The 25,305-nt window shown below is 63.9% G+C and carries 22 protein-coding genes; 9 read left to right on the top strand and 13 right to left on the bottom strand.

Features of this window, described 5'->3' with window-relative positions; genetic code table 11:
* Positions 1-27 precede the first annotated feature (27 nt).
* Both CK221_RS16545 and CK221_RS16540 read right to left on the bottom strand, forming a co-directional pair.
* A complete protein-coding gene (locus CK221_RS16545) occupies positions 28-2,598 on the bottom strand; it encodes an FAD-dependent oxidoreductase (protein WP_095778487.1) in 2,571 nt (856 codons plus the stop codon).
* 53 nt (positions 2,599-2,651) lie between these two features.
* Positions 2,652-4,229 (bottom strand): trimethylamine methyltransferase family protein, encoded by a 1,578-nt coding sequence (locus CK221_RS16540; protein ID WP_095778486.1) that lies wholly within the window; start codon positions 4,227-4,229, stop codon positions 2,652-2,654.
* Between the two features lie 255 nt (positions 4,230-4,484).
* Between CK221_RS16540 and CK221_RS16535 the strand changes: the two genes are divergently transcribed.
* From CK221_RS16535 to CK221_RS16520, 4 genes are all read left to right on the top strand, one after another.
* Positions 4,485-5,645, top strand: coding sequence for an MFS transporter (locus tag CK221_RS16535; RefSeq protein WP_095778553.1), 1,161 nt, complete (start codon positions 4,485-4,487; stop codon positions 5,643-5,645).
* 89 nt (positions 5,646-5,734) lie between these two features.
* Positions 5,735-7,804 carry a prolyl oligopeptidase family protein gene (locus CK221_RS16530; RefSeq protein WP_095778485.1) on the top strand — a complete coding sequence of 690 codons (2,070 nt, stop codon included), beginning with the start codon at positions 5,735-5,737 and terminating at the stop codon, positions 7,802-7,804.
* Positions 7,805-7,836: 32 nt separating this feature from the next.
* Positions 7,837-7,959, top strand: a complete 123-nt coding sequence (locus CK221_RS16525) for a capsid protein (protein WP_066999731.1) — start codon at positions 7,837-7,839, stop codon at positions 7,957-7,959.
* Positions 7,960-8,009: 50 nt separating this feature from the next.
* Positions 8,010-9,389 carry an aspartate aminotransferase family protein gene (locus CK221_RS16520; protein ID WP_066999742.1) on the top strand — a complete coding sequence of 460 codons (1,380 nt, stop codon included), beginning with the start codon at positions 8,010-8,012 and terminating at the stop codon, positions 9,387-9,389.
* A 321-nt stretch (positions 9,390-9,710) separates the two neighbouring features.
* Here CK221_RS16520 and mmsB read toward each other — a convergent pair whose 3' ends face one another.
* Together mmsB and CK221_RS16510 are read right to left on the bottom strand one after the other, a co-directional pair.
* Positions 9,711-10,595, bottom strand: coding sequence for a 3-hydroxyisobutyrate dehydrogenase (gene mmsB, locus CK221_RS16515; RefSeq protein WP_095778484.1), 885 nt, complete (start codon positions 10,593-10,595; stop codon positions 9,711-9,713).
* Between the two features lie 24 nt (positions 10,596-10,619).
* Positions 10,620-11,786, bottom strand: coding sequence for an isobutyryl-CoA dehydrogenase (locus tag CK221_RS16510; RefSeq protein ID WP_095778483.1), 1,167 nt, complete (start codon positions 11,784-11,786; stop codon positions 10,620-10,622).
* A 138-nt stretch (positions 11,787-11,924) separates the two neighbouring features.
* Between CK221_RS16510 and CK221_RS16505 the strand changes: the two genes are divergently transcribed.
* Together CK221_RS16505 and CK221_RS16500 are read left to right on the top strand one after the other, a co-directional pair.
* Entirely contained in the window at positions 11,925-12,530 is a 606-nt protein-coding gene (locus CK221_RS16505) for a dimethylsulfonioproprionate lyase family protein (protein WP_066999751.1), read from the top strand.
* Positions 12,530-14,005: a cobyric acid synthase gene (locus CK221_RS16500; RefSeq protein ID WP_095778482.1), complete on the top strand. Its 1,476-nt coding sequence runs from the start codon at positions 12,530-12,532 to the stop codon at positions 14,003-14,005. The genes CK221_RS16505 and CK221_RS16500 overlap by 1 nt, the downstream gene beginning before the upstream one ends.
* Positions 14,006-14,157: 152 nt before the next feature.
* On the opposite strand, the gene CK221_RS16495 is transcribed toward CK221_RS16500, so the two are convergent.
* From CK221_RS16495 to CK221_RS16480, 4 genes are all read right to left on the bottom strand, one after another.
* A complete protein-coding gene (locus CK221_RS16495) occupies positions 14,158-14,577 on the bottom strand; it encodes a VOC family protein (protein ID WP_095778481.1) in 420 nt (139 codons plus the stop codon).
* 86 nt (positions 14,578-14,663) lie between these two features.
* On the bottom strand, positions 14,664-15,497 hold the full coding sequence (locus CK221_RS16490; protein WP_095778480.1) for a helix-turn-helix domain-containing protein: 834 nt from the start codon (positions 15,495-15,497) through the stop codon (positions 14,664-14,666).
* 138 nt (positions 15,498-15,635) lie between these two features.
* Positions 15,636-15,806, bottom strand: coding sequence for a hypothetical protein (locus tag CK221_RS16485; protein WP_082980616.1), 171 nt, complete (start codon positions 15,804-15,806; stop codon positions 15,636-15,638).
* 52 nt (positions 15,807-15,858) lie between these two features.
* Entirely contained in the window at positions 15,859-16,644 is a 786-nt protein-coding gene (locus CK221_RS16480; protein ID WP_095778479.1) for a TSUP family transporter, read from the bottom strand.
* A gap of 112 nt (positions 16,645-16,756) precedes the next feature.
* Between CK221_RS16480 and CK221_RS16475 the strand changes: the two genes are divergently transcribed.
* On the top strand, positions 16,757-17,182 hold the full coding sequence (locus tag CK221_RS16475) for a TerB family tellurite resistance protein (RefSeq protein WP_066999766.1): 426 nt from the start codon (positions 16,757-16,759) through the stop codon (positions 17,180-17,182).
* A gap of 15 nt (positions 17,183-17,197) precedes the next feature.
* On the opposite strand, the gene CK221_RS16470 is transcribed toward CK221_RS16475, so the two are convergent.
* From CK221_RS16470 to CK221_RS16450, 5 genes are all read right to left on the bottom strand, one after another.
* Complete coding sequence (locus CK221_RS16470) at positions 17,198-18,820, bottom strand: dipeptide ABC transporter ATP-binding protein (protein ID WP_095778478.1); 1,623 nt, start codon at positions 18,818-18,820, stop codon at positions 17,198-17,200.
* The gene (locus CK221_RS16465) at positions 18,817-19,686 is read right to left on the bottom strand and encodes an ABC transporter permease (RefSeq protein WP_095778477.1); all 870 of its coding nucleotides are present in this window, start codon (positions 19,684-19,686) and stop codon (positions 18,817-18,819) included. Before CK221_RS16465 ends, CK221_RS16470 begins: the two co-directional genes overlap by 4 nt.
* Entirely contained in the window at positions 19,683-20,630 is a 948-nt protein-coding gene (locus CK221_RS16460; RefSeq protein WP_095778476.1) for an ABC transporter permease, read from the bottom strand. Before CK221_RS16460 ends, CK221_RS16465 begins: the two co-directional genes overlap by 4 nt.
* A 29-nt stretch (positions 20,631-20,659) precedes the next feature.
* Positions 20,660-22,138 (bottom strand): ABC transporter substrate-binding protein, encoded by a 1,479-nt coding sequence (locus CK221_RS16455; RefSeq protein WP_095778475.1) that lies wholly within the window; start codon positions 22,136-22,138, stop codon positions 20,660-20,662.
* A 115-nt stretch (positions 22,139-22,253) separates the two neighbouring features.
* Positions 22,254-23,531 (bottom strand): acetylornithine deacetylase/succinyl-diaminopimelate desuccinylase family protein, encoded by a 1,278-nt coding sequence (locus CK221_RS16450; protein WP_095778552.1) that lies wholly within the window; start codon positions 23,529-23,531, stop codon positions 22,254-22,256.
* 254 nt (positions 23,532-23,785) lie between these two features.
* Between CK221_RS16450 and CK221_RS16445 the strand changes: the two genes are divergently transcribed.
* Positions 23,786-24,217 (top strand): L,D-transpeptidase, encoded by a 432-nt coding sequence (locus CK221_RS16445; protein WP_066999783.1) that lies wholly within the window; start codon positions 23,786-23,788, stop codon positions 24,215-24,217.
* A 193-nt stretch (positions 24,218-24,410) separates the two neighbouring features.
* Complete coding sequence (locus CK221_RS16440) at positions 24,411-25,256, top strand: hypothetical protein (RefSeq protein ID WP_143749059.1); 846 nt, start codon at positions 24,411-24,413, stop codon at positions 25,254-25,256.
* Positions 25,257-25,305 lie beyond the last annotated feature (49 nt).

Raw genomic sequence — 25,305 nt, 5'->3', positions numbered from 1 at the left:
AAAGCGGTACATTACGGCTTCCTGGAATCAGGTGCGCATCTTCTCGCCGCTCGGGTCGAAGGGCGGCTCGACGTTGATGCGGGCCGGGCGGCGGTGGCCGAGGATCTCGATTTCGAACAGGCCGGCGCTCTCGTCCTCGGCAAGGGCCGCCGGCACATAGCCCTGCGCCATCGACTTTTGCACGTAATGCGCATAGCCGCCCGAAGTCACCCAGCCGACAACGCGCCACTCGCCATCGACGATACCGCGCACGGCCGAAGCGCCTTCGGCGGCTTCGGAGCCGCGCACTTCCTTGCCCGTCTCGTCGAAGCGCGGCGCGCCGTAGCCATGCGGCTTCTCCACCGTGCCGTAATCCTTGCTGACCTTGGCCCAGATCGGCTCGTCGCCCATCACGTCGGCGTCGGCAGCATCGACGATGAAGGAGACGCGGCGCAGCTTCGGCCCTTGCGCCTGCTCCCTGGCAGCCGCCTCGCGGCCAATGAAGTCGTTCTTCTCCAGCTTGATGAAGCGGTCCATCGAGCCTTCGAACGGCCCGTAGATCGGACGCAACTCGCGGAACCAGGTTGGGAAGTTCTTTTCGAGACGCATCGACAGCAGCGCGCGCATGCCGAAATCGACGAGGCCGAATTCCTCGCCTGCTTCCTTGATCGCCTTGTAGACGAGGCGCTGATAGGCGGGGGCCATCCAGATCTCGTAGCCGAGGTCGCCGGTATAGGTGATGCGGTTGACCATGCAGGGCGCGCCGCCGACCGCCATCTCGCGGAAGTCCATGAAGCGGAAGGCCTTGGTCGAGACGTCGACGTCCGCAAGTTTCTGCAGCAAATTCCGCGCGCTCGGTCCGGCGATCGACAGGCCGACCAGCGTCTGGTCAAAGCGGTGGATGCGCACAGAACCATCCTTGGGCAGGTGCTTCTCGAACCAGCGCATATGGTATTTCTGCGCGGCCGAAGAGCCCCAGATCATGAAACGGTCCTCACCGGTCTTGGCGATGGTGAAGTCGCCGATCAGCCTGCCGAACTCGTTGACCATCGGGGTGAGCACAATGCGGCCGGTCTTCGGCATCCGGTTGGTCATCAGCCGGTTGAGGAAATCCTCGGCGCCCGGCCCGGAAACTTCGTACTTGGCAAAGTTGGCGATCTCGGTGACGCCGACCCGTTCGCGCGTCGCGCGAACTTCCTCGCCGATCGGGCCGAAATCGTTCGAGCGGTGGAAGGAGACGATGTCCTTTGGCTCGGTGCCCTTGGGCGCGAACCAGAGCGGGGTTTCCAGTCCCCACGAGTCGCCCATGACCGCATTGTTGGCGAGCATCGTGTCGTAGAGCGGCGTCGTCTGCGCCGGCCGGGCGGCCGGCAGTTCCTCGTTCGGGAAGCGGATCGAGAAGCGCCGCGAATAATTCTCGCGCACCTTGGCGTTGGTGTAGCGCAGCGTCGCCCATTCGCCGAAGCGGGCGACATCCATGCCCCAGACGTCGAAGCCCGGATCGCCGTGCACCATCCAGTTGGACAGCGCCAGGCCGACGCCGCCGCCCTGGCTGAAGCCGGCCATGACGGCGCAGGCGCACCAGAAGTTGGTCAGGCCCTGGACTGGGCCGACCAGCGGGTTGCCGTCGAGCGCGAAGGTGAAGGGGCCGTTGATGATCTGCTTGATGCCGGCCTTCTCGATGCCGGGGAAATGCTTGAAGCCGATCTCCAGCGACGGCGCGATGCGGTCGATGTCGGGTGGCAAGAGTTCATGACCGAAATCCCAGGGCGTGTTGACCGGCGACCATGGCTTGCAGGCTTTTTCATAGGTGCCGAGCAGGATGCCGTTGCGCTCCTGGCGGGTGTAGATCTCGCCCTTGAAGTCAAGCACGCCGATCATCTCGCGGCCGGTCGACCTGTTGAATTCCTCGACCTCCGGCATCGGCTCGGTGAGCAGGTACATGTGCTCCATCGCCAGCACCGGCAGCTCGACGCCGACCATGCGGCCGATCTCGCGCGCCCACAGGCCGCCGCAATTGACGACATGCTCGGCTTTCACGGTGCCTTGCTCGGTGACGACGTTCCAGGTGCCGTCGGCTTCTTGCGTCAGCTCGACGACGCGGTTGCGCAGCACGATCTCGGCGCCGAGTTTTCGCGCGGCCTTGGCGTAGGCGTGGGTCGTGCCGGAGGGGTCGAGATGGCCTTCGACGGGATCCCACATGGCGCCGACGAAATTCTTCTCGTCCATCAGCGGGAACATCGCCTTGGCTTCCGACGGCGTGATCAGCTCGGTATCCATGCCGAGATAGCGGCCCTTGGCGTGGGCGAGCCGCAGGAAGTCCATGCGCTCGGGGGTATCGGCCATCATCACGCCGCCGGTCAGATGCAGCGAGCAGGACTGGCCGGAAAGCTCCTCGATCTCCTTGTAGAGCTGGACGGTATAGGCCTGCAGCTTGGCGACGTTCGGGTCGCCGTTCAGCGTGTGGAAGCCGCCCGCCGCGTGCCAGGACGAGCCGGAGGTCAGCTCCGAGCGCTCGATCAGCATGATGTCGGTCCAGCCGGCCTTGGCGAGGTGGTAGAGCACCGAGCAGCCGACGACACCGCCGCCGATGACAACCGCTTTAACGTGGGATTTCATGAAGATAGGTCCGTTTTTGCAGAGACTGAATCGAGTGAGCGGGGCGTGAAAGATCAAAAATCGGTCGGCGCGCCGCCTTCGGCGCGGCGCTTCTCGACGAAGTCGTTGAGCTCCTCGCGGATGGCCGGGTCCATATAAGGCTCTTCGTAGGCCGCGAGGCGCTCCTTCCACACCTTGTTGGTGCGTTCCAGCGCCGTCGGCGAGCCCGCCTCGGTCCAGGTCTCGAAATTGCGCCAGTCGGAGACGATCGGCGAGTAGAAGGCGGTCTTGTAGCGCTCCTGCGTGTGCTGGGTGCCGAAGAAATGGCCGCCCGGGCCGACCGACTGGATGGCGTCGAAGCCGAGCGCGTCTTCGGAGAGATCAAGCGGGGTGAGAAATTCGGCCACCATCTGCAGGAGGTCGATGTCGAGGATGGTCTTTTCGTAGGAGCAGCGCAGGCCGCCTTCCAGCCAGCCGGCGCCGTGCATCATCAGATTGCCGCCGCCCTGGATGGCGCCCCAGAGCGAAAAGACGCTTTCATAGGCGGCCTGAGCGTCGACCGCGTTGGCGGCGCAGGTGTTGGAGGTCCGGTAAGGGATATTGTAACGGCGGGCGAGCTGGCCGCCGGCGAGCTGCGCCTTCATGTATTCGGGCGTGCCGAAGGCCGGTGCGCCCGACTTCATGTCGACATTGGAGGTGAAGCCGCCATAGCCGACCGGCGCGCCTTTCTTCACCATCTGGGCAAAGGCGATGCCGGAAAGCGCCTCGGCATTCTGCTGCACCAGCGCGCCGGCGATGGTGACGGGCGCCATGGCGCCGGAGAGTGTGAACGGCGTGACGATCACCGCCTGGCCCATGCTGGCCATTTGGATGATGCCTTCCATCATCGGCACGTCGAGCTTGAGCGGCGAATTGGTGTTGATGATGGTGAAGACCGACGGCTCCTCCATCAGCTGCTCGCGGCTGACGCCGCGCGCGATGCGGGCGATCTCGATGCCGTCGACATTGCGTTCCTTGCCGAGCGAATAGATGTGGAAGACCTTGTCGGTCAGCGTGGCGAGGTCGCGGATGCATTCGAGATGCCGGACCGAGGGATGGATATCGATCGGCTCGACCGGATAGCCGCCGGTGCACTGCAGGATGTTGTGCATCTGCGCCAGGCGCAGGAAATTGCGGTAGTCGACCTGGTTGCCGGGGCGGCGGCCGCGGTCGAGGTCGGAGCAGTTCGGCGCCGAGGCCATCATCGACAGGATGACGTTGTTGCCGCCAAAGCGCAGATTGTGCGCCGGGTTGCGGGCGTGCAGCGTGAACTCCGGCGGACAGTGCGCGATGAGCTCGAGGATCATGTCGCTATCGAAGCGAACGCGCTCGCTGCCTTCGCGAACGTCGGCGCCATGCGCCTTCATGATGCGGCGGGCTTCGTCATGCAGCACGTCGACGCCGATCTCCTTCAAAACGCGCAGCGAGGCGAGGTGGATCGATTCCAGTTCGTCGTCGGACACCAGCCTGGTGGGCACCAGCGGGTTCTTAAGCTGCCGGAACGGCGGCTGCTCGAAGGCTGCCGATCCGCCGGCGCGTTTGCCAGCACGGCCGCCGCGGCGGGCGCGATCGGATGCCAATGCCGGTTCGGCGGGATGAATGGCGGCAGTCATGAGAGGCCTCGTGGGGATGCGAAAGTGGTCGGCATAATGGACCGGCGGCAATGCTGCCGGTAAGGAGGCGGCGACCACTAGGGCGAGGGAAGCGACATGACGGAAGGGCAGATTGGCCCGCCGAATTGCCGCCGCCAAAGCATTCCCTGCCGGCGTTCCTGACAAGGATTGGCTGGAACATGCGCCCTTGCCGTCAGTTGGCCGTTACGGCTGTCGCCGGCAGCGGCTAAGCCTCCGTTGAATGGAGCAGGAATGATGGCTCTGGCGAAATCAGAGACCGGCGAGACGGTGCAGTGGGCCGCGATTACCGGCGTGATCGCGACCGTGTCGGTGTTCGCCATCGCGCAGGGGCTTTCCTATCCGCTGCTGAGCTTCATCCTGCAGCGTCAGGGTGTGTCGCCGGCGGTGATCGGCCTGTCGGCGGCAATGACGCCGGTCGGCTTCATCCTATCCTCGCCACTGATCCCGGGGCTGGCGCGCCGGTTCGGAGCAGGGCGCACTGCGCTCACCTGCGCCGGGCTCTCGGCACTGGTGCTGGCGCTGATCGGCTGGACGCAGGACGTCTATTTGTGGTTCCCACTGCGCTTCCTGGTCGGCGTGGTCACCAACCCGCTTTATGTGCTCAGCGAAATCTGGGTGATCGCGCTGGCGCCGCCGTCGCGGCGCGGGCGCGTCATGGGCATCTATTCGACCATCATCTCGGCTGGGTTCGCGGCCGGGCCGCTCTGCCTGCTGGCGGTCGGCACGGAGGGTTGGCCGCCTTTTCTGGTCGGCATCTTTGCTTTTCTTTTCTGCGGCGCCTGCCTGGCGGTCGTGGTGAAACGCCTGCCCAAGGTCGACGAGGCAGGCGAAAAAGTTTCGGTGCTCGGCTTCATGCCGCTCGCCTGGCTGCTCCTGTCGGCGGTCGTCGCCGCCGCCGGTTTCGAGCAGTCGGTGCTGGCGCTGCTTCCCGTCTATGGCACCCACTTCGGCATTCCCGAGACGCGCATGTCGGCGCTGCTGTCGACGATGATCGCCGGCAACATCGCCATGCAGGTGCCGCTCGGCCTGCTCGCCGAAAGACTGACAGCGCGCCTCGTGCGCTTCGGCTGTGTCTCGGTGACGGTTCTTGGCTGCGCGCTCTTGCCGGCGCTCATCGAGACGCCGCTGATCTGGCCTTGCGTCTTCATCTGGGGCGCGGTGTCCTACGGGATCTACACGATGTCGATCATCGAGCTCGGCGAGCGTTTTACCGGCTCGGCGCTGGTCGCGGGCAATGCGGCCTTCTCCTTGATGTGGGGCGTCGGTGGCATCCTCGTGCCGCCGCTGACCGGCGGCGTGATGGACCTGATCGGCGCCGCGGGGCTTCCGGTGACGCTCGGCGCGATCTGCGCGGCGCTGGCTGTCGCCACCATCATTCGCCGGCAGGTGGTGTAGGGCCGGCTGGCTGAGCGCAGGCAGCGCTGCCCTTGAATGTTGGCGCGGCGAACGCGATGTAGGCAGGACCGCGAGACCCGGAGACCCGCATGACCAGCCCGATGACCCAAACCCAGCCTGAATTGCCGGTCGAGGATCCTTTCCTGTGGCTGGAGGATCGCAACGGCAAGGAAGCGCTCGACTGGGTCCATCGCCAGAATGCGACGACTGTCGCCGAACTGCAGGGCGATCCATCCTATCAGGCGGCATTCGAGACCGCGCTCGACCTGATGACGGCCGAGGACAATATCCCGGTCGGTTCGGCGCTCGCCGGTTACGTCTACAATTTTTGGCAGGACAAGACCAACGCGCTGGGCTTGTGGCGCCGCACGACGGTCGCCTCCTACAAGACCGACAAGCCGGAATGGGAAACGATTCTCGATTTCGATCAGCTCTCGGCCAAGGAAGGCGTGAAATGGGTGTTCGGCGGCGCGAGCCGGCTCTATCCCGATTTCGACCGCTGCCTGCTGTTCATGTCGCCGGACGGCGGCGACGCCAGCGAGATGCGCGAGTTCGACATTGCGACCAAATCCTTCGTCGAGGACGGGTTTCGGGCACCGGCTTCGAAGTCGGGCTTTTCCTGGCTGGACAGGGTTACGGTGATCGTCTCGGCGGCTTTCGAGGACGAGGACAAAACTCAGTCAGGCTATCCGCGGGTGATCAAGCTCTGGCGGCGCGGCACGAAGCTGGAGAAGGCAACGTCGATCTTCGAGGGCGAAAAAAATCATCTCGCGGTCGGCGGCGGCGTGGAGTTCGATGGCGACAAGAAACATGTCATGCTCGGCAAGACCATCGACTTCTTCACCTCGCACAGTTTCCTTCGGCTGGCTTCGGGCGAGAACCGGCGCATCCCGCTGCCCGACGACGCGACCGACACCGCGATCTTCAAGGGACAGCTGGTCTTTGGCGTCCGCAGTCCGTGGACGGCGCCGGACGGCACGCGCTGCCTGCCGGATGGGCTCTATTCCGTGGATTTCGACCGCTGGATTGAAACCGGTTCGTTCGAACCGGTCGAGACGCTGCTCAAACCGGAGCCCCGCGTTTCAATCGCAGGTCTCGCGAGGACGCAGGACCGGCTGTTCATCAACCTGATGGACAATGTGCGCGGCAAGGTCGTCGTTTACGACCGCACCGGCAATGGCTGGTCGGTGAAGCCGGTCGACCTGCCCGACAAGGGCAATGTCGGCATCAGCCATGCCGAGCATTTCGGCTCCAGCGTCTCCTTCTCCTTCACCGATTTCCTGACGCCGAGCTCGATCATTTGGTCGGACGACAATGGCGACTCGCTTCAAACCGTGAAATCGCAGCCGGCGCGCTTCGATGCATCGCCCTATGTTTCGGAGCAGTTCGAGGCGCGCTCGAAGGACGGTACGATGATCCCGTATTTCGTCGTCAGGCGGCGCGACCAGACGGGACCGGTGCCGGCGCTGCTCTATGGCTATGGCGGCTTCGAAGTACCGCTCTTGCCCGGCTATGCCGGTATCCGCGGCAGGCTCTGGCTGGACAAGGGCAATGCCTATGTGCAGGCCAATATCCGCGGCGGCGGCGAGTTCGGCCCGGCGTGGCATCAGGCGGCGCTCAAGGGCAAGCGCCAGAAAGCGTTCGATGATTTCGCCGCGGTCGCCGAGGATGTGGTCAGGCGCGGCATCACCACGGCGGCACAACTCGGCATCCAGGGCGGCTCGAATGGCGGCCTGCTGACCGGCGTCTCGCTGACGCAGCGTCCGGAACTGTTCGGCGCCGTCATCATCGACGTGCCGCTGCTCGACATGCTGCGCTACACCGAACTGCCGCCCGGTGCCTCGTGGATGGCGGAATATGGCGATCCGTCAAAGCCGGAGGAGGCTGCATGGCTCGCCGCCTATTCACCCTATCAGCGTGTGGCGACCAGTGCCGTTTATCCGCCGGTGCTGCTGATGACCTCGACCGCGGACGACCGCGTCCATCCGGGGCATGCGCGCAAGATGGCGGCGCGGCTCCAGGCCGCCGGTCACGGCAAGACGCTGTTCTTCGAGGAGACCGAAGGCGGCCATGGCGGGCGCGGCGATCGCCGGCCCCAGGCCGCGCAAACGGCGATGCGCTACGTCTTTCTGCAGCGCACGCTTGCCGGTCCAGCTTGAATTGCTGGCCGTTGGCGGCTTAAGGTGCCGCCATGGTCCGCATCAGCACATCAGGCGCCTTTGGGGTCGCGGTGACGCCGTCACCGCGCACGCTGCGCGCCGAGCTTTTGCGGCTGTGCGCCCGCATCGGCTATTCGCCGCCCCGTTTCCTCTGACGAATCCGCCCCGGCCACCGCCGGATTGATTCAAGAGGAAAGACAAACCCATGACTTATCAGAACTATTCGCTGAAGCAGCTTCAGCAGATCGATGCCGCGCATCACCTCCATCCCTTCACCGACCATAAGGAACTGCGTGAAGCGGGCTCTCGCATCATCACCCACGCCAAAGGGCCGTTCATCTATGATTCCGACGGAACGGAAATCCTCGACGGCATGGCGGGCCTCTGGTGCGTCAATGTCGGCTACGGCCGCGACGAACTCGCGGAGGCCGCCTACGCCCAGATGAAGGAGCTGCCCTACTACAACTCCTTCTTCAAGTGTTCGACGCCTACACCGGTGCTGCTGTCGCAGAAGCTGGCGGAACTGGCGCCGGAGCATGTCGGTCAGGTCTTCTACGGCTCGTCCGGCTCCGAGGCCAACGACACAGCGCTGCGGCTCGTGCGCCACTATTGGGCGCTCGAAGGCAAGCCTGAGAAGAACCGGATCATCTCGCGCAAGATGGCCTATCACGGCTCGACGATCGCCGGCACCTCGCTCGGCGGCATGGAGCCGATGCACAAGCAACTCGGCGGCGCGGTGCCGAACATCGTCCATGTGATGATGCCCTATGCCTATGAGGTCGCGCTGCCCGGCGAAAGCGACCATGATTTCGGCCTGCGCGCCGCCAAGGCCGTCGAGGACGCCATCCTCGAAGCCGGCGCCGACAAGGTCGCCGCCTTTATCGGCGAGCCGGTGATGGGTGCGGGCGGTGTGAAAATCCCGCCGATCAGCTACTGGCCGGAGGTGCAGCGCATCTGCCGCAAATACGACGTGCTCTTGATGCTCGACGAGGTGATTACCGGCTATGGCCGCACCGGCGAATGGTTCGCGGCGCAGACCTTCGACGTTGAGCCCGACACCATCACCACCGCCAAGGCGCTGACCTCCGGCTACCAGCCGCTGTCGGCGCTCCTGGTCGGCGACCGCATCAGCAGGACGCTCGTCGAAAAGGGCGGCGAGTTCTACCACGGCTACACCTATTCCGGTCACCCGGTCGCGTGCGCGGTGGCCCTGAAGAACCTCGAGATCATTGAACGGGAAGGTCTGGTCGAGCGCGTCAGGACCGACACCGGTCCCTATTTCGCGCAGGCGCTGCAGGAGCGCATCGCCGGCCACAGGCTGGTCGGCGAGGTGCGCTCGATCGGTCTTATGGGTGCGATAGAGATCGTCAAGGACAAGGCGACCAAGGAACGATACCTGCCGTCGGGAAGTGCGGCGGTCGTCGTGCGCGATCACGCGATCTCGCAGGGCATGATGCTGCGCGCCACCGGCGACACGATGATACTGTCGCCGCCGCTGATCTGGACGCGCGACACCATCGACATGGCCTGCGAGCGCATCGCCAAGGCGCTCGACCTTGCGGAGGCGGATTTGCGGAAGCGCTGAGAAAACACAGCCGGGCGCCCTTGCTGGAGGGTGCCCGGCGACCCGAATCTGCAGCGAAGCCTTGCCCAGACGCAAAAACCGCGTCCCAGAAGGGAACGCGGCTTTGCCAGATACGCATGGCGTTTCGCTACTCGAGACCTGCGAAACTTACGGGCTCCGGTACGCGAGACCTGATCCGGAGCGCCGGGCGGTTGCGATGTCCGCCTCGCAGTCCGTTTTAAAGGCACATCGTTACCGGTGAGTTAGCGAGACCTTAAGCAAATCTAAATTTGCCGGATTTCTGTCGAAAAAATTTGCTAATAACCCTTTGCAAGCAGCTGCTTAGGTTTGATCGCCGCGCAGGAAATTTATGATGCCGGAAAAGTCGGCGCCTGCGTTGCCCTGCGCATTGAACAGCGCGTAGAGCTGCGTCGCCTCGGCGCCCAGAGGCGTCACCGCGCCGGCGCTTTGCGCGGCTTCCTGCGACAATTTCAGGTCCTTGAGCATGAGGGCGGCAGCAAAACCCGGCTTGTAGTCGCGGTTGGCGGGCGACGCCGGAACAGGGCCGGGCACCGGGCAGTAAGTGGTCAGTGACCAGCACTGGCCGGAGGAGGTGGAGGCGACGTCGAACAGCGCCTGGTGCGACAGGCCGAGTTTCTCGGCGAGCACAAAGGCTTCGGCGACGCCGATCATCGAAATGCCGAGAATCATGTTGTTGCAGATCTTGGCGGCCTGGCCGGCGCCGTCACCGCCGCAATGAACGATGCGGCCGGCCATCGGCTTCAGGATCGGTTCGGCAGAGGCGAATGCTGCATCCGACCCGCCGGCCATGAAAGTGAGCGTGCCGGCGGTGGCGCCGCCGGTGCCGCCGGACACAGGCGCGTCGATCGAAGGCAAGCCGTGCCTGGCGGCAATGGCGTGAGCCTTGCGTGCCGATTCGACATCGATGGTCGAGGAATCGATCAGCAAGGCGCCTTTCTTCGCCTTGGGCGCGATGTCCTCGTAGACCGACAACACATGCTTGCCGGCGGGAAGCATGGTGATCACCACGTCGGCGTCCTTCACCGCGGCGACGGCATTGGCCATGACGGTGACGCCATGCTCTTTTGCGATCGTGAGGTTCTCCGGCACGAGGTCGAAGCCTTGCACCGCATACCCCGCCTTTACGAGGTTGGCAGCCATTGGGTTGCCCATATTGCCAAGGCCGATGAACGCGATCGTTGCCATCGTTGTCTCCCGAAATTTGCTGCTTCAGCGGCCGATCAGCGTTCGCGCGATGATGACACGCATGATCTCGTTGGTGCCTTCGAGGATCTGGTGGACGCGCAGATCACGCACCAGCTTCTCGATGCCGTAATCGTGCAGATAGCCGTAGCCGCCATGCAACTGCAGCGCCTCGTTGGCGATGTCGAAGCCGATGTCGGTGACGAAGCGCTTGGCCATCGCCGACCATTTGCCGGCATCCGGCGCCTTGCGATCGAGCTTCGAGGCGGCGGCATAGAGGAAGATGCGGGCCGCCTGCAGCTCCGTTTCCATGTCGGCCAGCCTGAACTGCAGGGCCTGGAACTGGTTGATCTTCGATCCGAAGGCCTTGCGCTCGCTCGTGTAGGCGAGCGACTTGTCGAGCGCCGACTGCGCGCCGCCCAGCGAGCAGGCGGCGATGTTGAGCCGGCCGCCGTCGAGCCCGGCCATGGCGATGCCGAAGCCCGCGCCTTCGGTGGCAAGCAGGTTCTCGACCGGCACCTTGCAATCCTCGAAGATGACCTGGCGGGTCGACTGCATATGCCAACCCATCTTATGCTCATTGGCGCCGAAGGAGAGGCCGGGCGCATCCTTGGGCACCACCAGGGTCGAAATGCCTTTGGGCCCGTCGCCGCCGGTGCGCGCCATGACGACATAGAGGTCGCTGTCGCCAGCCCCCGAGATGAACTGCTTGGCGCCGTTCAAGACATAGTCGCCGCCGCTCCTCACCGCTCTCGTCTTCAAGGCGGCGGCATCCGAGCCGGAGCCGGGCTCGGTCAGGCAATAGCTCGCCAGCCATTCCATCGTGGTCAGCTTCGGCAGGAAGCGCCGGCGCTGCTCGTCGCTGCCGAAGCGGTCAATCATCGAGGCCGCCATATTGTGGATGGAGATGAAGGAGGAGAAGGCCGGATCGGCATGCGCCAGCGCCTCGAAGATCAGCACCGCATCGAGCCGACCGAGCGCCGAGCCGCCGACATCGTCGCGGACATAGATGCCGCCCAGGCCGAGCGGCCCTGTCTCGCGGATCACGTCGGCCGGAAAGTGCTTTGCCCGGTCCCAGTCGAGCGCGTTCGGCGCGACCCGATCGGCCGCGAAGGCCTCAGCCATCTCCTTTATGGCGCGCTGTTGCTCGGTGAGTTCGAATTGGCCAGTGCCCGCATCGACTGCCGCGTCCATGGCGTGCTCCCTGTCGTTTCAGGCCTTGTGGCCTGTCGTTTTTGGCTTTGCGCAGCGATCAATCTAGACCAATGATGCCGCCGCGCAACCCAGCCCGCCGCGGACCGGCTGTGCATGGATTGATCAACGGAGTCTTGCGTGCCGACAATTTTCGATCAGCTGCTGGACCGGTTCCACTTCTATCTCGCCGGCATCGACAGCGATCTGGTTGCGGACGCCGTCGCGCGCATCGATTGGCACATGCCCTCTCGTTCGCGCGAACCACGTGCGCTTCGTTGCCTTCGCCATCTCGATCGGATTGCGGAGCTTGCGCCGCGGGACGCCGGGCCGCTGACGCGGTTCATCGCGGACCATCGCAACGAGCTGTGCTGGGGGCAGACTTATACCGCTGCCGATTTCGGACAGCTCTTCATCGACAATTACGGCTGGCTGGAGGTGTTCGGCACGCGGGGGCATTTCGTCAATGACGAGGTCGCCGGCGGCCTGCTGATCCTCGGGCCCGACAGTGTCTACCCAGACCATCACCACACCGCCGAGGAGATCTACATTCCGCTGACCGGCGGCACCGAGTGGCGCATGGGCGAGGCCGGCTTTCGGGTTCGAGCGGCGGGCGAAATCATCCACCATGCGTCCAACGTCAATCACGCCATGCGTACCGGCAAGGAGCCATTGATGGCGCTCTATATCTGGCGAGGTGGACCGCTCGCGCAGAAATCGATCATCGGCTCGGAGGGCAGGGGCTGATGGCGAGGGCGATCATGCTGCAAGGCACTGGCTCGGATGTCGGCAAGACGGTGCTTGTGGCGGGGCTCTGCCGGGCAGCAAAAAAACGCGGACTGAAGGTCAGGCCGTTCAAGCCGCAGAACATGTCCAACAACGCCGCCGTCGCCGACATCCCCGGCAACAACAAGACCGGCGGCGGCGAGATCGGCCGCGGGCAGTGGCTGCAGGCGCTGGCCTGCGGGGTGAGGCCGACCGTGCACATGAACCCGGTGCTGCTCAAGCCGCAAAGCGACATCGGCTCGCAAGTGGTGGTGCAGGGCAAGGTTTTTGGCGAGGCGCGGGCGCGCGACTATCAGGCGATGAAGGCAAGGCTGATGGATGCGGTGCTCGATTCCTGGGCGAAGGTCGGCGAGGACGCCGACCTCGTCATCGTCGAGGGCGCCGGCTCGCCGGCCGAGATCAACCTTAGAAGCCGCGACATCGCCAATATGGGCTTTGCCACGCGTACCAACGTCCCGGTGGTGCTTATCGGCGACATCGACCGCGGCGGCGTCATTGCTTCCGTCGCCGGCACGCATCTGATCCTGCCGGAGGAAGACCGGCGCATGATCGCTGGCTATCTCATCAACAAGTTCCGCGGCGATGTCTCGCTATTCGACGATGGGGTCAGTGCCATCGGCAAGTTTACCGGCTGGCGCTGTTTCGGCGTCGTGCCCTGGCTGAAGTCCGCGGCAAGGCTGCCGTCCGAAGATTCGGTTGTGCTCGAGCGCCTTGCCTCGGGCGAAAGGCGGGCACTGAAGGTGGCGGTGCCGATGCTGGCGCGGATCGCCAATTTCGACGATCTCGATCCGCTCAAGGCCGAGCCGCAGGTCGAGGTGGTGTTCGTGCCGCCGGGAAAGCCGCTGCCGGAAGATGCCGGGCTGGTGGTCATTCCGGGCTCGAAATCGACCATCGGCGATCTGATAAAATTCCGCGAGAATGGCTGGGATCGCGACCTTGCCGCGCACCGCAAACGCGGCGGCCATGTCGTCGGCATCTGCGGCGGATATCAGATGATCGGCCGCAAGGTTCGCGACCCCAATGGCATCGAAGGCAGCGTCATCGAGACGGAGGGCCTTGGCCTGCTCGACATCGAGACGGTGATGGAACCGGAAAAAACGGTGCGCAACTCGAGCGCTCATTCGGTGCAGTTCGGCCTGCCGCTCGAAGGCTACGAGATCCATCTCGGCCGCACCACCGGCCCGGACACGGCGCGGCCTTCGGCGATCATCAACGGCTTCGAGGACGGCGCGGTCTCCGCCGATGGCAAGGTTATCGGCACCTATCTGCATGGGCTGTTTGCAGCGGACGCTTTTCGCGCGGCCTACCTTGCGAGCCTCGGGGTCAAGGATGGGGGCATCGACTATCGCGCCGAGGTCGAGAAGGCGCTGGACGAGGTCGCGGCCGAGCTGGAGAAGCATCTCGACTGCGATGCGCTTTTCGGGCTGGCGCGGTAGGTCCTCCCGTCGATGCGCATACGCTTGCCATTAGCGAAAGCTTCCGTCGCATCGTCATCCTCGGGTCTTCGCGTCCGCTTCGCTCCCGCTCCGCCCGTGGATGACGAAGTTCAGGCGTTTTCGCCAGCCGCAAATGCCGGCGCGGATAGCAACTACGCCTTCTCGCCCGCCTTCGGCCAGTAGGTGCCGAAGGACCAGACATTGCCTTCGGGGTCGAGGCAGATGAACTCGCGACTGCCATAGTCGCGGTCGACCAGTTCCTGGGTGATCCTGGCGCCGGCCTTCTTCGCCTTGGCATAGGCGGCATCGGCATCATCGACGGCGATGTAGATGGACTTGCCGCCGCCACCGCCGGGCTCGCCGACCATCTTGCCGTAATCGTCGTCGCGCGCGGTGCCGAGCATGATCATCGAGGACCCAAAGGTCAGTTCCGCGTGGTGAACGATGTCGCCATCGCCATAACGGGAGCGCAGTTCGAAGCCGAAGGCCTCGCTGAGCCAGTCGATCATCCTAGCGGCGTTCCTGTATCGCAGGGCTGGATAGAGACGGGGTGCTTCGTTTGTTGCTGGCATGACAATATCCCTGTGCCGGTTGAATGAATGCCAGTCTGTGCGAAGGCGGTTTCCACGTCTTGAAGAAATGTTACCTCGCCTGAGGCTTAGATCCGCGCGGCGAGCCCGGACGGCGTTTCGCCGGCAAGCTGACGGAATTCGCGCACCAGATGCGCCTGGTCGGCGTAGCCGCAATCGGCGGCAATGCCGGCCCAGTTGTCGTCCTGCCGCTTCGACAGCGACAGCGCGCGGTTGAAGCGCACGATGCGTGACAATGTCTTCGGGCCGATGCCGATCGCGTCGGTGAATTTCGCCGCCAGATGCTTGCGGCTCCAGCCGATCTCGCTGGCGAGCGCCGAAATGCGGGTGCGGCCGCCCGATGCGATGACCGTTCGGTAGGCCCAGGCGATTTCGGGCGAAAGCGCATGCGCGTCCGCGAGGCGGCCTGCGATGAACCCCTCGGCAATGTCGAAGCGCTTGTCCCAATCCGACGCTTCGCCGAGCTGTTCGCGCAGCGCGATGCCATCAAAGCCCATCGCATCGTCCAACCCGACCATGCGGTCGCGCAATTCACTCATCGCCAGGCCGAAGAATTGCCTGGCGCCGAGCGGCGTGAAATTGACCTGGACACAGCAGGCGGCGCCGAAGGATTCGATCATGACCGGGCCGGCATAGAGACCGGCGGCGAAGCTGGCGTAGCGATCGTTGTCGCCCGGGCTGCGGCCGAGCCCGATGGCGAAGGCTCCGGCGAAGCTGATCACCAGCGGTACAGTCAGCGAGGCATATTCGACCATGCGGAAATGGCCTGGCCGTATTTCCCGGTAGCCGCAGATATCCGTGACGATGCCTGCGAGAGAAGCGGCGGGTTTGCGCCGCACCATCTCGAAATGGAGGGCGGGAGAGCGAGTATCCTGCCGATGGCGCTCCGTCTCGTCGGACATGCCGCGAGTCTAGCAGAACACGCTCGCAAAAATCAAAAGCGCCCGGCAGGGCCGGGCGCCCCGAGTTGCCTGAGATTGGTGTTGGCGGTTAACGCAATTCCGGACGGAAAACCGCTGCACACTTTTCCTGGAATTGCGTCAAGCGCCGCGCATCAGACAGCCGCCGGCGAGCACGACATAGGCGATGAGCATGATCCACACCGACGCAAGAGGAATGAACGCAAGAAGGCCGAGAGCGGCGAGAAGGCCAATGACGGCGATGACCAACGAAATAATGAACACGATCTGCGTGGGCGCACTAAGATTCATGTCTGGTCCCTCCAACATGATTCGCAACACCCGAATTCTACCAGCAGGACAGTCACACACCAATGAGTTGGCGTAGGGGATTGGCCGGGTCGGCAAGCAGCTTCACCGCCAGCGCTACACACACGATCACCAGCAGCGGCTTGATCAGTCTTGCGCCGATTTTGATGGCGAGGCCTGCGCCGAGGCGGGCGCCCAGAAACTGGGCGACACCCATCATCAGACCGATCTTCCAGTCGATGACGCCGACGGCGGCGAAGACGACGAAGCCGCCGATGTTGGAGGCGAAATTGAGCAGCTTGGTGTGCGCGGTCGCCTTGAGCAGACCATAGCCGGCAAGGCTGACGAAGGCGAGCATAAGGAACGAGCCCGTGCCTGGGCCGAACAGACCGTCGTACAAGCCAATGGCAGGCACAACCGTTAGGCCGAATAGGAGCGGCGACAGACGTTCTGCGCGGTCAACGTCGTTCATGTTGGGTTTGAACGCGAAGTATAGAGCGATCGCGATCAGGAGAAACGGCAAAAGGGCGCGCAGGAAGTCGCCGGGCACGATCGTCGCCAGCAAGGCGCCGATGGCGCCGCCAACCAGCGCCAGCAGCGCGGGAGGCAGTTGTCGGCGCAGATCGACCTGGCCATTGGCGGCATAATGGATCGTGGCCGAGCCGGACCCGAACATGCCCTGCAGCTTGTTGGTGCCGAGCGCTGCCACCGGAGAGAAGCCCGCCAGGAGCAGCGCCGGGATGGTGATCAGGCCGCCACCGCCGGCGATCGAGTCGACGAAGCCCGCCGCGAAAGCGGCTGCGGTGAGCATGAAGACAGTCTGCAAGGTAAGGTCGATCATCGGGCTGTGGGTCAAGGCGGGGGACGGCTGCTTCCATCATGCTTAGACAGTTTGCGCAAGACCGATTCCACGCTAACAATTTCAACGGAATCGCAAAGGGAGGCTTACGGCGATGGCGCTGCTCGACCAGATACGCTCGATCTTCGACGGCGACCCGGGCGTGCGCAAGGTAGCGGACGATCCGGTGCTGTCGGCCGAGCTTCTGATGCTGTTCCGGATGATCCTGGCCGACGGCGCGGTGTCGGAGAGCGAGATGGTCGCCTTCCGGCACATCTGCAAGGAAGCCTTTGGCATTCCCGAAGCCTCGATCGACAGCGTCGTCGAATATCTCAACGACTACGGCTACGAGACCAACGGCTCACAAGCGATCGCGCTGTTCCGCGACCTCGATGTCGAGCGGCGAAAGCTGCTTGCGCGCCACATGGCCGAGATCGCGAAGGCGGATTCCAAGCTTGCCGAGAGCGAGGTGAAGCTGCTGCGTCGCACGCTCGACCTGCTCGACATCAGCCCGGTGGATTTGGTCAAACCGGAGGGCTGAGCGCGGGCTCGCCGCTTACCCTTGTTCCTGCATGCGTCGCGCTATGGCACGGTGAAGGTCCGGCGCCGCCGCGACCAGCGCCTGCGCGGCTTCCGAGCGCGGGCTGTCGAGCACATCGGCCGTCCTGCCGCGCTCGACGATCTTGCCCTCATGCATGACCAGCACCTCGTCCGACATGGCGCGGGCAACCGTCAGGTCATGGGTGATGAACAGATAGGCGATGCCGAGCTTCTGGTTAAGCTCGGCGAAGAGGTCGAGGATCTGGGCGCGGATCGACACATCCAACGCCGAGACCGGCTCGTCGGCGACGACCAGTTTCGGGCGGGTGATGATGGCGCGGGCGATCGACAGGCGCTGGCGCTGGCCGCCCGAGAATTCATGCGGATATTTGTCCATGTCGCGCGGGCCGAGTCCGACCTCATGCAGCGCATGCGCGACCAATTCGCGCCGCTCGGCTTTCGACGGCTGGGTCTCGAGAAGATGCAACGGCTCGGCGACCAGCTTCTCGACCTTCTGGCGTGGATCGAAGGAGCCGTAAGGGTCCTGGAAGACAACCTGCATGTCGCGCCTGGCCGGCTTCAGTTCGGCCTCTGACTTGCCGGTGATGGTCTCGCCGCGAAAGCGGATTGAGCCCGCCGTCGACTTGTCCAGTGCCAGGATCATGCGGGCGAGCGTGGATTTGCCGCAGCCGGAACGGCCAACGAGGGCTACCGACTGGGCCGGCTCGATGGTTAGCGAGACATCGTCGACGGCGCGAATCGGTTCTGCCGCCCGGAACAAGGATTTGCGCCGACCCGGATAGTCGCGGCTCAGGCCTTCGACTTCGAGCAGCGGCCTTGCCGAACCGGCAAGGTGTTTTTTGGGCCGCGCCGGCACATGCATGGAAGCCAGCGCCAGCTCGCGCGTGTAGGGGTGGTGTTGTGCCGACAGCGTGCGCGCGGTGTCGCCGGCCTCCATCACTTCGCCACCGCGCAGGATGGTCAGACGGTCGGCCATCTCGGTCACCACCGCGAGATCGTGCGAGATGAGCAGCAGGCCCATGCGGTTTTCGCTGACGAGGTCGCGCAGCAGGTCGAGGATCTGCGCCTGCAGCACCACATCGAGCGCCGTGGTCGGCTCGTCGGCGATCAGCAGTTTTGGCTTCAGCGCGCAGGCGATGGCGATGACGACGCGCTGGCGCTGCCCGCCGGAGAGCTCATGCGGGTAGCGCGACAGTGGGAACTTGGCTTCCGGCAGGCCGACACGGTCGAGCATTTTTCGCGCGCGATCCTCGGCCTCGGCGCGGCCCGCCCTGGTGTGCCAGCGAATGCCCTCGGCCACCTGCTCGCCGATGGTCTTGACTGGATTGAGCGCCGTCATCGGCTCCTGGAAAACCATGCCGATGTCGTCGCCGCGCAGCGCGCACATCTGGTCCTCGCTCGCTGCAAGGAGGTCGATGCCGTCGAAAGTGACGCGTCCGCGGGCTTGAGCTAGATGCGGCAGCAGGCTCATGATCGTCAGCGCCGTCATCGATTTGCCGGAACCGGATTCGCCGACCAGGCCGACCACCTCGCCGGGCGCAATCGCAAGCTCGACCTGCTTCAGGATCGGCATTCCGCCGATGACAAGCGACAGGTTCTCGATCTGGAGCAGGCTCATCGCCGCCGCCGCGATTTCGGATCGAGGATGTCGGCGATGCCGTCGCCGAGCAGGTTGAGCCCAAGCACGGTCACGATGATCGCCATGCCGGGAAAGATCGCCATCCACGGCGCCGTCACCATCCGCGTCTGCGCGTCGAACAGCATGCGGCCCCAGCTCGGCATTGGCGGCTGCGCGCCCAGGCCCACATAGGAAAGCCCCGCTTCGGCGAGCATGCCCAGCGCAAACTGGATCGTGCCCTGTACCAGCAGCAGTGTCGCGATGTTGGGCAGGATGTGCTCGATAGAAATCTGCGTCATGCCCTTGCCGGCAGCCCGTGCGGCGAGGATGAATTCGCGCGGCCAGATCGCCAAGGCGCCGGCGCGGGCCACGCGCGCAAAGACCGGGATGTTGAATATGCCGATGGCGATGATGGCGTTGACGGCGCCCGGGCCGAAAATGGCCGTGATCATGATCGCCGACAGCAGCGCCGGGAAGGCGAAGACGAGATCGTTGATGCGCATCAGCGCCTCGTCCGCAAGGCCGCCCCGCGCCGCCGCGAAGGCGCCGAGCGGCACGCCGATGCCCATGCCGATACCGACCGCCACCAGCGCCACCGCGATCGAGTTGCGTGCGCCGACCATGATCATCGAAAGGATGTCGCGACCGAAATGGTCGGTGCCGAACCAATGCGTCCACGAGGGCGCCTGCGTCTTGTCTGCGATCACCAGCTTGGTGACGTCGTAGGGCGTCCATACAAAGGAGAGCAGCGCGATCGCGGCCACCAGCAGCGTGATGGCGAAGCCGATCAGAAATGAGCGGTTGCCGAAGGCTTTGGCCAAAACCCCGGCAAGCGTTTCCTCGGGCAGGTCGACGCGCACCGTCATTGTCGCCCCCTGAGCCGCGGATCGACAACGGCGTAGGAGAAATCGACCAGCAGATTGACGGCGATCACGGCGGCGACCAGCAGCATCACGACGCTCTCGACGACGATCAGGTCGCGCTGGGTGATGGCCTGGAACACCAGCCGTCCAAGCCCCGGCAGATAGAAGACATTCTCGATGATAATGGTGCCGGCAAGCAGGAACGCGAATTGCAGGCCGAGAATGGTGAGCACCGGGATCATGGCGTTGCGCAGCGCGTGGCGCCAGAGCACGGCGCGGTAGGGCAGGCCCTTGGCGCGGGCGGTGCGGATATAGTCTTCGTTGAGCACCTCGATCAGCGCCGAGCGGGCGACGCGCGCCAGGATCGCCGCCTGCGGTAGCGCCAGCGCCACCGCCGGCAGCAGCAGCGATTTTACCGCCGGCCAGATCCCGGCGCCCCAGCCAGGAAACCCACCCGCCGGCACCAGCCGCAGCCAGACGGCGAAGAGATAGATCAGCATCAGCGCGAACCAGAAATTCGGCACGGCAACGCCGAGTTGGGCAGCACCCATGGCGACTGTGTCGCCGGCCCGGCCCTGGCGGCCGGCGGAAAACACCCCGACCGGAATGGCTATGACGGTCGACAGCGCCAGCGCGATTAGCGCCAGCGGCAGAGAAACGACGACGCGCTCACCCACGAGGTCGATGACGGGAACCGAATAGGTGTAGGAGCGACCGAAATCGAGGCTGAGCAACCCGCCCGCCCAGTGCAGGTAGCGCAGGACAAGCGGCGCGTTCAGGCCCATCTGGTTGCGCAACAGCTCGACCTGGTCGGCGCTGGCGTTGAAGCCCAGCATCAGGCGCGCCGGGTCGCCAGGCAGGATTTCCATGACCGCAAACACCACCATCGAGGCCAGCACCAGCGTGATGGCCGCGATGATGAGGCGCTTGAGGAGATAGGTGGCCATGGGAGGCGATCAGGCGACCGCGCCGGCCGTCAATCCGTCCACTTCACCTTGGTAAGGTCATTGGCCTGAATCGGTGCATTCTCCCACAGGCCCTGCAGCTTCGCGTCCCAGACCCCGACCTTCGGCAGCTCGTAAAGGAAGCCGACCACGGCGTCGTCGGCCAGGATCTTCTGCGCCTCTGCCAGCAGCTCTTTCCGCTTCGCCTCGTCCGAGGTCAGGTTGAGCTTGGCGATGATGGCGTCGAAGGCCGGGTTGTCGTAGTTGAAGTAATAGTCCTTGCGCGAATAGATATCGATGTCGTTCGGCTCGGTGTGGGAGACGATGGTGAGGTCGTAGTCCTTCTTGGTGAAGACCTGATCCAGCCATTGCGCCCATTCGACGGGGATGATCTCCAGATCGATGCCGACATCGCGCAGCTCGGACGCGATGATCTCGCCGCCAAGCCGCGCATAGGACGGCGGCGGAAGCTTCAGCGTCGCCTTGAAGCCTTTTTCTAGGCCGGCTTCCTTCAGCAGTTCCTTGGCCTTGTCGACATTGTGCGGATAGAGGCCGGTGAGGTCGACATAGTCTTTGTTGGCGGGCGACATATGCGAGCCGATCGGCACGCCGAGGCCCGCCGAGGCGCCGTCGATGATCGCCTTGCGGTCGAGCGCGAAGGAGATGGCCTGGCGCACCTGGAGCTTGTCGAAGGGCGGCTTCTTGTTGTTGATCGAAAGAATCGTCTCGCCTTCGGTGGAGCCGATCACCACCTTGAAACGCGGATCGTCCTTGACCTGAGCGACGCTGTCGGGATCGAAGAAGGGGAAGGCCTGGATGTCGCCGGAAAGCAGCGCCGGCACGGCCGCGGCGGCATCGGGTACGATGCGGAACTCGACCTTGTCGAGCGCAACCGGGGCACCCCAGTAATTATCCGACTTCACAAGCGTGATCGACGAGCCCTTGGCCCAGCTCTGGAACTTGAAGGGGCCGGTGCCGACCGGCTTTTCCTTGTTGGTGTCGGCCGATTTCGGTGACACGATCACCGCGTCGCCCCAGCCCATATTGTAGAGGAAGGAGCCTTGCGGGTTTTTCAGCGTGACCTTCACCGTCGCCGGATCGACGACATCGACCTTGTCGATCTGCGCGAACAGCCCCTTTTGGGCGTTGACCGAATTGTCGGCCCGGGCACGGTCGAGAGAGAATTTCACGTCATCGGCGCTGAAATCGCTGCCGTCGTGGAATTTCACGCCGGTGTGCAGCTTGAAAGTGTAGATCTTGCCGTCATCCGAGATGGTCCAGCTTTCGGCAAGGTCGGGGATCACCTCGCCGTTCGGACCGATGCGGGTGAGACCTTCGAAGACATTGGCGTAGAGCACCTCGTCGATGGCGGCGGCGGCGCCCGCGGTCGGATCGAGATGCGGGGGTTCGAGCGGAATGCCGATGACGAGGTCGGTGCGGGCCGAAAATGCCGACGTGGCGGCAGCGAAAATAAGCACAGCGGCGGCCAAAATGGTCTTCCACAGTTTCATTGCCGAACTCCCATGCGGTCAAACGGACAAGCCCAGCGGATAGAAGCGTGATTTGGCCTGTGAGTAAATTGCGTTTCGTGCTGCCGGGTGGCGCCAAGGGAAATGTTTTTCCCGATCAGCCGGTTGTACCGCGCAGCAGCACGTCGAGGCCGATCGCCATCACCTTGGCCGCGTCCACCATGTCGGCGATGCCCACCCATTCGTCCGGCCGATGCGCGAGATCGAGGATGCCGGGGCCATAAGCGATGCAGTCATAGATCTGGCCAATGCGGGCAACATGCTTCTGGTCGTAGGTACCGGGCGAGATGACGTATTCCGGCTCGCGGTCGAAGATTTCCATGATGCCCTTGGCGACGGCTTTCACCACCGGCGCGTCGCGCTCGGTCATCAGCGGCAGCACCTCCATCAGGTCGCGGATATCGTAGTCGAACTTTTCTCGCTCTCGCTTCAGCCGGTCGAGGATGCCGGTGACTTCACCCTTGACGGTGGCGAGGTCTTCCTCGAGCAGGAAGCGGCGGTCGATGGTCAGCCGGCAGGAATCCGGCACGTTGGGCGAGGGCAGTCCCGGCCGGAAATCCTCGGTCTGGCCGCCATGCACGGAATTGATGTTCATGGTCGAGCGCCGGGCGCCCTCGGGCACCACCGGCATGCGCGTCACCTTGCGGTCGAGCGCCGGGAAAAGCTCGTCCTCGAAGGCCTGCACGACGGCGCCCATATGGCGCACCGCGTTGTCGCCGAGGAACGGCATCGAGCCATGCGCGATCTCGCCCTTGGTCTCGATCTCGGCCCACCAGACCCCGCGATGGCCAAGGCAGATGCGGTCCTTGTTCAGCGGCTCGGGGATGATGACGTGGTCGACCTTCGGCTTCGAGAAATAGCCGAGCTTCGCCAGATGGGCGACGCCGCCGAACCCGCCGGATTCCTCGTCGACCGTGCCGGATATCTCTATGGCGCCGGGAAAGTCGGGGTAGACCTCCATGAAGGCTTCGGCGGCAATGACAGAAGCCGCCAGCCCGCCTTTCATGTCGCAGGCGCCGCGGCCGTAGACCCTACCTTCCTTCACCAGGCCGGCGAAAGGATCGACGGTCCAGCCTTCGCCGGCCTCGACCACGTCGATATGCGAGTTGAAATGGACGCAGGCACCGGGCGAGCGGCCGTCGAAGCGGGCGACGACATTGACGCGCGGGTAGCGGTCGGTGTCGCCGGGTGTGCCTTCTGCGCGAATGAATTCGGTTTCGAAGCCGAGCTTCTTGAGGCGTGCGCCGAGATACTCGGCACATGGCCGGTAGGCCTCGCCGGGCGGATTGACGGTCGGAAAGCGGATGAGCTCGGCGGTCAGCGCTATCAGGTCGTCGACCCGGTCATCGACGGCCCGGAGGAGTCGTTCATTCATCCTGCCGATTGAAAAAGCAACGCGGCGCTTTTGCAAGCTGCCTTTCGCGGTTGCCGGACAATGATTGAGGGCAGGCTCGCGCTTAAACCGTTGAGAGTGGGTGGCGGCCCAGCAACTATGACGGGAAATCATTCAAATTCGCGAATCGAATTGGCGAATTTGTCAAGGAGTGTGTGGTACTTAACGCACCTGCCGGCAAAAATGATGGAAAAGAACCACGTGATGGCAGGGGGCAATCGAAGGGGGTTCATCGCATGAAAAAATCCAGCCTCATGGCGGCCGTGCTGGCAACCACGTTGCTCGGCACGTCGATCGCAAGCCGGGCGGCTTCGCTGGTCGCCAATATCGACGTCTCGACGCAGACGATGACCGTCAGCAGATACGGCCAGGTGCTGTATCGCTGGAATGTATCGACGGCCCGTAGGGGCTACTTCACACCGCGCGGCAGCTACCGGCCGCAATGGACCGCGCGGATGTGGTACTCGCGCAAGTACGACAATTCGCCGATGCCGTATTCGGTGTTCTTCCGCGGCGGCTACGCTATTCACGGCACCGGCGCCGTGAAGTATCTCGGGCGTCCGGCCTCGCATGGCTGCGTGCGCCTGCATACGGCCAATGCCGCGACTTTCTATTCGATGGTGAAGGAAGCCGGCTACGGCAACACGCGAATCGTCGTCACCGATTGAAACGGGCCGGAGAGGGCTGACTACGCCGCAGGCAGCATCTGATGGCTGCGCCTGCTCCTTTCGGAGCGTTGCAGCAATGCCGCACATGCTTCGAAAACAAACAGCTTATACTAGCGCGAGCATCGCCGAAGCTGGTTTGCATGACGGCGCAGTGGTAAGTGCGAAGCGTTGTTCTGGCTGCTTGGGGACTTTAATGTATCGATTTCTATTGAGCGCTGCGATCGCGGCAACCGCAACCTCGGCTTTTGCTGCCGATGCACCCGTTCTTCTGGACCAGGAACTCGCGCAGCCGCATATATCAGGTTATGGCGAAATCTATCTCGGAGGTCTCTATTTCGCGACCCCCGGGGACGACTCGGATGGCACGACTGCCGGCGGCGCCTTTCGGGTGAATTTCCCGATCGACGCCCGCTGGAACATCCAGACCGACGGGGTGATCGATTCGCTTTGGGTCGAAGGCACGAACATCTACAGCTACGGGGGTGCGATCCACGGTTACTGGCGCGATCCGAGCTCATATGCGCTGGGTGGATTTGCGACGATAAACGGATTTGGCGGCAATAACGGCATCGGTGACTTAGACCTTTATACCTTCACTGTCGGTCCAGAGGCTCAGGCCTATTTCGGCAACGTGACGATCTACGGGCAGGCCTACTACGGGCAGTTGCGGGCCAGCGGCGAGTCCGAACATTTCGACAATTGGGGCGGCCGGGGTGTCGTGCGGTATTTCGCGCAAGACAATCTCCGCTTCGACGGCGAACTCGGCTTCTCGCGGCTGTCCGGTTTTGGCGGACATTTCGATACGGTCACGGCGGCATTGCAGGCTACTTATCGGTTCTCGGGGACCCCTTGGTCGGTATTTGGCCGCTATCAGCTGGATCACCTGACCTTCTCGGAGGCTTCAGGCAGCGTGAACATCCACAAATACGTGGTTGGCCTGCGGGCAAGCTTCGGCTCGGACACACTGCTTTCCGAGGATCGCAACGGTGCCACGATGGATACGTTCCGGCCGAACTTCACCATCCCCGCTCCGCTTTGAGACAGCTGAACCTGGAGCCGCGTGGACTTAGTCCTCGCGGCTGTGCGTT

Origin of the sequence: Mesorhizobium sp. WSM3868 (genome assembly GCF_002294785.1) — a bacterium.
In the GTDB taxonomy this organism is placed as follows: domain Bacteria; phylum Pseudomonadota; class Alphaproteobacteria; order Rhizobiales; family Rhizobiaceae; genus Mesorhizobium.
This window is presented reverse-complemented; position numbering and strand designations above follow the sequence as displayed.

What these genes read in the sequence shown, in the direction of transcription:
- CK221_RS16540 (WP_095778486.1), bottom strand. Translation starts at nt 4,229, where the DNA reads ATGACTGCCGCCATTCATCCCGCCGAACCGGCATTGGCATCCGATCGC.
- CK221_RS16465 (WP_095778477.1), bottom strand. Translation starts at nt 19,686, where the DNA reads ATGACGGTGCGCGTCGACCTGCCCGAGGAAACGCTTGCCGGGGTTTTG.
- CK221_RS16440 (WP_143749059.1), top strand. Translation starts at nt 24,411, where the DNA reads ATGTATCGATTTCTATTGAGCGCTGCGATCGCGGCAACCGCAACCTCG.
- CK221_RS16530 (WP_095778485.1), top strand. Translation starts at nt 5,735, where the DNA reads ATGACCAGCCCGATGACCCAAACCCAGCCTGAATTGCCGGTCGAGGAT.
- CK221_RS16470 (WP_095778478.1), bottom strand. Translation starts at nt 18,820, where the DNA reads ATGAGCCTGCTCCAGATCGAGAACCTGTCGCTTGTCATCGGCGGAATG.
- CK221_RS16485 (WP_082980616.1), bottom strand. Translation starts at nt 15,806, where the DNA reads ATGAATCTTAGTGCGCCCACGCAGATCGTGTTCATTATTTCGTTGGTC.
- CK221_RS16525 (WP_066999731.1), top strand. Translation starts at nt 7,837, where the DNA reads ATGGTCCGCATCAGCACATCAGGCGCCTTTGGGGTCGCGGTGACGCCG.
- CK221_RS16500 (WP_095778482.1), top strand. Translation starts at nt 12,530, where the DNA reads ATGGCGAGGGCGATCATGCTGCAAGGCACTGGCTCGGATGTCGGCAAG.
- CK221_RS16450 (WP_095778552.1), bottom strand. Translation starts at nt 23,531, where the DNA reads ATGAATGAACGACTCCTCCGGGCCGTCGATGACCGGGTCGACGACCTG.
- CK221_RS16520 (WP_066999742.1), top strand. Translation starts at nt 8,010, where the DNA reads ATGACTTATCAGAACTATTCGCTGAAGCAGCTTCAGCAGATCGATGCC.
- CK221_RS16460 (WP_095778476.1), bottom strand. Translation starts at nt 20,630, where the DNA reads ATGGCCACCTATCTCCTCAAGCGCCTCATCATCGCGGCCATCACGCTG.
- CK221_RS16455 (WP_095778475.1), bottom strand. Translation starts at nt 22,138, where the DNA reads ATGAAACTGTGGAAGACCATTTTGGCCGCCGCTGTGCTTATTTTCGCT.
- CK221_RS16475 (WP_066999766.1), top strand. Translation starts at nt 16,757, where the DNA reads ATGGCGCTGCTCGACCAGATACGCTCGATCTTCGACGGCGACCCGGGC.
- CK221_RS16495 (WP_095778481.1), bottom strand. Translation starts at nt 14,577, where the DNA reads ATGCCAGCAACAAACGAAGCACCCCGTCTCTATCCAGCCCTGCGATAC.
- CK221_RS16490 (WP_095778480.1), bottom strand. Translation starts at nt 15,497, where the DNA reads ATGTCCGACGAGACGGAGCGCCATCGGCAGGATACTCGCTCTCCCGCC.
- CK221_RS16445 (WP_066999783.1), top strand. Translation starts at nt 23,786, where the DNA reads ATGAAAAAATCCAGCCTCATGGCGGCCGTGCTGGCAACCACGTTGCTC.
- mmsB (WP_095778484.1), bottom strand. Translation starts at nt 10,595, where the DNA reads ATGGCAACGATCGCGTTCATCGGCCTTGGCAATATGGGCAACCCAATG.
- CK221_RS16480 (WP_095778479.1), bottom strand. Translation starts at nt 16,644, where the DNA reads ATGATCGACCTTACCTTGCAGACTGTCTTCATGCTCACCGCAGCCGCT.
- CK221_RS16510 (WP_095778483.1), bottom strand. Translation starts at nt 11,786, where the DNA reads ATGGACGCGGCAGTCGATGCGGGCACTGGCCAATTCGAACTCACCGAG.
- CK221_RS16545 (WP_095778487.1), bottom strand. Translation starts at nt 2,598, where the DNA reads ATGAAATCCCACGTTAAAGCGGTTGTCATCGGCGGCGGTGTCGTCGGC.
- CK221_RS16535 (WP_095778553.1), top strand. Translation starts at nt 4,485, where the DNA reads ATGGCTCTGGCGAAATCAGAGACCGGCGAGACGGTGCAGTGGGCCGCG.